Source organism: Stygiolobus sp. CP859M (assembly GCF_037389975.1).
Lineage (GTDB): Archaea > Thermoproteota > Thermoprotei_A > Sulfolobales > Sulfolobaceae > Stygiolobus.
Genome location: NZ_JBBHKS010000016.1, coordinates 38008 through 44007, shown reverse-complemented (window position 1 = coordinate 44007; position 6000 = coordinate 38008). Strand labels below are relative to the sequence as shown.

The 6000-nt window shown below is 36.9% G+C and carries 4 protein-coding genes and 2 pseudogenes; 3 read left to right on the top strand and 3 right to left on the bottom strand.

From position 1 onward, the window contains the following. The 3 genes and pseudogenes from WIW72_RS06940 to WIW72_RS06930 all read left to right on the top strand — a co-directional run. Positions 1-104: pseudogene (locus WIW72_RS06940) on the top strand (transposase); the annotation flags it as partial. Between the two features lie 10 nt (positions 105-114). Then, a complete protein-coding gene (locus WIW72_RS06935; RefSeq protein WP_337721331.1) occupies positions 115-1662 on the top strand; it encodes a thermopsin family protease in 1548 nt (515 codons plus the stop codon). 628 nt (positions 1663-2290) lie between these two features. Beyond that, positions 2291-3286: pseudogene (locus WIW72_RS06930) on the top strand (alcohol dehydrogenase catalytic domain-containing protein). A 203-nt stretch (positions 3287-3489) separates the two neighbouring features. Here WIW72_RS06930 and WIW72_RS06925 read toward each other — a convergent pair. From WIW72_RS06925 to WIW72_RS06915, 3 genes are all read right to left on the bottom strand, one after another. Further along, entirely contained in the window at positions 3490-3624 is a 135-nt protein-coding gene (locus WIW72_RS06925) for a hypothetical protein (protein WP_337721330.1), read from the bottom strand. A 368-nt stretch (positions 3625-3992) separates the two neighbouring features. After that, positions 3993-4763 (bottom strand): MBL fold metallo-hydrolase, encoded by a 771-nt coding sequence (locus WIW72_RS06920; protein WP_337721329.1) that lies wholly within the window; start codon positions 4761-4763, stop codon positions 3993-3995. Between the two features lie 2 nt (positions 4764-4765). Continuing rightward, complete coding sequence (locus WIW72_RS06915; protein WP_337721328.1) at positions 4766-5500, bottom strand: hypothetical protein; 735 nt, start codon at positions 5498-5500, stop codon at positions 4766-4768. Positions 5501-6000: the final 500 nt, after the last annotated feature.

Sequence of the window (6000 nt, the reverse complement as noted above, 5' to 3'; positions counted from 1 at the left end):
TGATAGGGGAGCTGAACCTGAGGAGCGTGGAGGCGTTCCTCAGGTTCGTTGAACGTTATTTAGGTGGACCGCCGGGGCTGATGAAAATCTTTAAGTTACGTTAAAGTCCCATAACTGCTGTTAACATATCCTTTATATACAGCTTTACTTATCAAGACAATTAATTTACCGCAAGGTATAGAAGTACTCTTTGGCTATCTTAATCATACGTCATTTACAATCTACGATAATGTTACTATTAAAGTTTCTGGTATTACCTCAGCTTATCTCTTAGTAGACGGTTATAACACAACTGGTAGCGGAAACGCTTACGATACTGAATTTGTGTTTGGAGGTCCATGCGGAGGTGAGATAACTAGCTTTAACCTAATCAATGCATTAATCTATATGTTTTACATAAATAACAACAGTATATTTACTCCCAAATCCTTGTTCCCCTTCGGTCTGGATACTGCTGAGGCCTCTGATAACTTATTTACAATCCCATACCAAGGTGCTTATAAAGTAGAGATAGGTAACGACAATGAGGTAGTCATCTCGAACACGAGTTTTCCTCTCAAAGCGAAAATAGTAAACGGGTCAAGTGTAATAGATCTAGGGCAAACAAGCGAGGTAGAGCTCAACGTTACTGGAGGAACACCTCCTTACTTAATAGAAATAGGTAACAAAACTTATGTGGATCTGTTTCTAGGAAATACTTACTACTCTATAACACCTAGCAGGACAGGAAACATAACTTACCCTATCACAGTAGAAGACTTATACGGTGAGACTAGGAGTTTGAACTACTCATTAAAAGTAAATCCCGACCCCACCATAAGCATAATAATCTCAAGAAATAATACAGACGTAGGAATACCGATATTCCTTAATGCTAATGCACAAGGAGGAACACCTCCTTATACTGAAACTTGGTATATCAACGGCATGCCCGTGTCCAATAATGGAGCCCTCAATTACACGTTTTCTTCATCTGGAGTTTATAATGTATCTCTAAAAATTACTGACTCCGTAAACTTCACAGTGGAAAAGTCAGTAATGGTTGAAGTGCATAAGGATCCTACATTGATAGTCAGTACTAATAAGACTGAGACTGATCAAGGTATACCGATAGAACTTAATGTAACAGGAAATTACGGAATTTCTCCCTATTTGGTCAAGGTTTATATAAACGGAACAATAATAAATTCGTCCATTATAAACACTGGAGTGAAGTTACCGCTTAATCTTTCCTCTGGCATTTATCTAGTTAGAGTAACGTTAACTGACTCCGTAGGCTATCAAGTTAGCAAAGGCATTATACTAAGATTTAACAAAGATCCTATCCTAGCAGTTAGTAACGTGACTCAAGGTAATTTCTTCGTTACAATTACGTCAATGACCCTATCAGGTGAGGGAAGTGAAGGTACACCACCCTACACGTATACTGTTTATGTAAATGGAAATGAATATTACACTGGTAGTGATTTATCATTAAACGTTCCTCTTAACTTGGGTGAAAATAATATTACCGTGGTAATGAAGGATTCATTAGGTATAACCGTCACACGGACTATCTTAGTGTATAGCAGTTACAACTGGATTAACATTCTGATCGTCGTTGCTTTAATTGTTATTATACCCGTAATATCCATAATCTTCTTAAAAAAGAGAAGAAATTAGAAGGAGATTTCCTTTCGTTGGTGTTTTAAATCCTATTTTGTAGACTTTTTCCTCCTTTTTTATAACTTTATTATTTATGACAAAACAATAAAGCATCTTCCTCTGAAATTAGTTCTTTTTTCCAACATTAAAGTTAGCCTCATTGAAAATAGATGCACATGTAAGAGACGTTACAATGAGACACTCCTTCTCTTCAACGATCTTTATTGTATTTACCATGGATGGGTTTCATATCGGGTTGAACTTTTTGGGAACTTAAGGAAAAGATCTACTATACTGATTCGGTTTTTGATCTTCTCACATTAGATAAAACCCTTTCAGATTACGTTACTTACTTCATAAAAAGTGAGATCGATGACGTATATGGTTACTTAATATTTACCTTGACTAACTTAATTGAGTAGATTAGTAAAAACTCATAAGTCTAACAAACATTAGGAACTAAACCTTACAAAATAAGAAAAGAAGTTAGTTTAGGCTTTATAAGCACTAAAAGTCTGCATAATTAATACATTATCTACAAATTAATTTAAAATTGTTTGAATTTGTTTTAATTATTTGTAATAAATATAGAATAGTTTAAGATATACCCAAAATTAATTTTAGTCTTATAACCTAAAATTCCCTAATGAAAGCGTTAGTTTTCGAAAGAAACGGCTTAGAAAACCTAAGATATACAACTTATCCTGACCCTGAAGTAGGTCCCGACAAGGTTTTAGTAAAGGTAGTAATGGCAGGGGTTAACCCAGTAGATCACTATACGGTAAATGGTTTGAAAGTTAATCCTATACCTCATATACCGGGAGTCGAATTTGCAGGTGAGGTAGTTAAGACTGGTGAAAAAGTAAAGAACTTGAAAGTGGGTGATTAGGTGGTAATTTATGGTAGAATATTTGACGGAACTTGTGATATGTGTATGATAGGATATGAAACTCTATGCAGAAACGGAGGTAGGATAGGTATAGACACTAACGGTGGATGGGCTGAATATGCATCATTAGAGGAGAAGTATGTGTTTAAACTGCCAGAAGATTACAGTTGGGAATTAGCTTCGAGCTTAACTGTTGCCGGATTAACAGCATATCATTCCTTAAAAGAAGCAGATTTAAAACCATCTCAGACTGTAGTCGTTTTTGGTGCTTCGGGAAATACGGGAATGTTCATTGTACAGTTAGCTAAAAAGTTCGGAGCTAAGGTCATAGCCGTAACTAGAAAACCCTGGCTGAAAGATTTTGGTGCTGACTTAATTGTCGACTATGAGGAAGTTGAGGAGAAAGTTAGAGAGTTTACAAATGGAAAAATGGCTGATGTTGTAATAAACTCTTTAGGAGAAAAATTTTGGGACAAGGGCCTTGCTGTGGTAGGAGTTAAGGGTAAGATAGTTACCTTCGGAACACTATTAGGTGCCGAAGTTAAGATCAACCTTAACCAAATATATTCTAAGCACATTAGTATACTAGGCGTTAATAGGGGTAATAGAAAGGATTTCTTAGAATTACTAGATCTATGCAGGGATTGTAAAGTGAAGATCTGGAAAAAGTTTAAACTTCAAGATGGTGTAGAAGCTTTAAAGGAACTGTTCTCGCCAAGCAGAGACGGACGAATATTAATATCTACGAACTAGATAACTATAAAAACGTTACATAAATAATTAAAGTTTTTATTCAGAAAGTTTTTGAACATCAAGAATATAAATAATTAAATTATTAGGTTTTAAAAAATAATTACATTAATTTATATATAAGTAAAGAGTACGCTTTAACATTCTCTATTGTCGTTACAAACTAAGGTTAAAAGGAGTGTGTTAGTCATACTATCACTTCGTTTCTATTTATTCCCTCCAAACTTCATTATCCTTTTAGCTAATTTATAGTGTGCATAATCTATTGATGAAAGTGTAGGGACAAACGGTAGGCCAGAGGACTGGTTTAGGATCTCGCTGAGGTTCAGCGGCGGTATCATCTGAACAGTATTAGGGCTACCAGAAACTGTTTAAAACTGACTTATTCCGCATTCGCTGAAGTTTCAGATTGGTGAACTACGAACGCTTATAAAATTAGGGAGTTTGTAGAGGCCTAGTCATTTACGGCGGGAATGGATAATTTATTAATGAGTCATTTACTTAGCTTAACTATTCTGATAGTTCTGGAAGTTTCATGTGTATATCCGTTTCTACTGCTGTTCTCATTACTCTCTACCCGGACTCGTTTTGGTCTGGAGATTAGTATAATTTAATTTATTGTGTAGTTTCATTGATAAGAGGTAGATGAGAAGTTAGGGTTAATCGACCGCTTATACAACCAAAAAAGAAGGATCAATGTACGTAAGGATTAAGCGTTATTACTGAGCACTTCTTCCAGATAATCAATCCCTACTTTGTCTAGGCTCTTTATCCAATCGATGAACTTTTTCGCGTTTTCTCCTTCGAATACAGCACCGTGTTGCGGAGCTATGACACTAATGTCCAGTCCTTGAATCTGCCTTAACCACAGTTCTATCGCTTTCTTATTAGCCATATATACTCTGTGAAAGCCCTCCATGTACTTCTTGTGCTCGTCGAAGTTATCAACCATTATGTACCATGTATCTTTGGGGTAAACCGCTGCTCCGAGATCCCCAGAGAAGTAAACTTTGGTTATTGGATCGTAAAGGTGGAAGTTGCCAGGGGAATGTAGGAAATGAGCGGGAACTATCCTTAAATCGTCCCCGTTCAGGTTAATCCGCATCCCTTGTAGGGGTATTCTTATTACGTTCATCTTTATGTCGACTCCGACATGCGGTAAGAACCTATCCCATAGGTCTGATACCAGTATTTTCGCGTTGGGGCAATATGTCAACCATAATGAGAGTCCGGAAATTATGTCTGGATCTTCATGAGATAGAAATATGTATTCGATGTCTTCAGGTTTGATGAACTTCTGCATTGTAATATAAACTCTTTCGAAAACTAATGGTCCTCCGGGGTCCAATACTACACCTTTATCTTTTACGATAAGCAAATATTGGTTCGTTATTATTCCCTTCTCCATTTCTGCTTGATCTATTGATAGCCAAATGAACTTGTTTCCTTTTTCTTCAGCCAATACGATTGGGTCTATCATGCCTAAATCACCATCTCGGGCCTTAACAGACTTGTATAAACGGAGACGTTAAATAATTCTTTAAGTTTCGATAGAGCTTCCTCGGAATAGAATTCCTTGCCAGAAATTTTTATGTACACTCCTTTGAGCTCTCCGTTAACGAACAGTAAACGAAAAACCGTTTCGTCGTTAAACCCTAATATGTAAATTACTGGGTAGCGCGAGAACTTACGCAGGGTTTCTTCGATGAAGAGACTAATGTCATTTTTACTAAGATCTAATTTATCGGAGTATACTAACATAGAAGTGGAAACGAGCTTTGCAATATAAGATAGGGAGGATAACTTTGAAGAAATAGTTTCACTTGTCTTACTTACCATCTTTTGCTCTAGGTATTTTGTCATTAAATTTTTCAAAAATTCCTTGAGATATTTGTCCTTTAGGTTTTCGTACTTCCCAGAATGTATAAGGTTCAGTAGTAGGCGTTTTTTATATTTATTTAATGTTACAAGTAAGGTTAAAGAAGAGTCTTTGTTTTCGAATTTATATTCTACATATCCTTCCCCAAGGGTGCTAGTGAGCTCGTATTCCAAAGTCTTTTCTAAGAATAGGAACCTCTTGATCCTGAGCTTTACTTTTTTCTCCGTGAAGCCAATTAAGTTAGGAATGCTGTCAATTACGTTCTTCTTGTCGTAAAACCAAGTAATGCCAGACTCCCCATCATTTATCTCTATTTCTTCAGCCAAGCTGGTAGTCATAATTTATAATTATAAAATCCCCGTATATAAAATTTTCTCGCTTTAGATAATAATTTAAGTTTATATAATAAGAACGAACCACAAAACTTCGCCCCTTCTAGGGGCGAAAGGGAAAGTCAGCATTCTAAGATCCCGCACCGGTCAACGACTATGCCAAGCTTTTCGCCTGCCTATTCACCCGAGTATTTTGTCTTGCTTAATCCGTGCTGGGCTTTGCTGTCCTCCCTCTTGGTTATGTCTTCAAGCTAAGCTTAGCCTGGATCTTTGCAGGACCATTCCGTGCCGGGTTATGCATTACGTCCCAAGCTTCACAACTTGAATGGTCACGACTTTAGGAGTTGAGAAGGGAGAAGAAGGGTGAGGTAAGCGTGGCGGCGGGAAGCGAATGTGATATGTTCTCCAGTGAGAGCTGAATCCTTGAGTAGTATTAACGAGTACATATTTTTCGAGCCTCAACACCAAGACTTCATCCAAATTAACCGCCTGACTTCCTCTCCGCC

Excerpts from the sequence above, each read along its gene's own strand:
- WIW72_RS06920 (WP_337721329.1), bottom strand. The coding sequence starts at position 4,763 with ATGATAGACCCAATCGTATTGGCTGAAGAAAAAGGAAACAAGTTCATT.
- WIW72_RS06925 (WP_337721330.1), bottom strand. The coding sequence starts at position 3,624 with ATGATACCGCCGCTGAACCTCAGCGAGATCCTAAACCAGTCCTCTGGC.
- WIW72_RS06915 (WP_337721328.1), bottom strand. The coding sequence starts at position 5,500 with ATGACTACCAGCTTGGCTGAAGAAATAGAGATAAATGATGGGGAGTCT.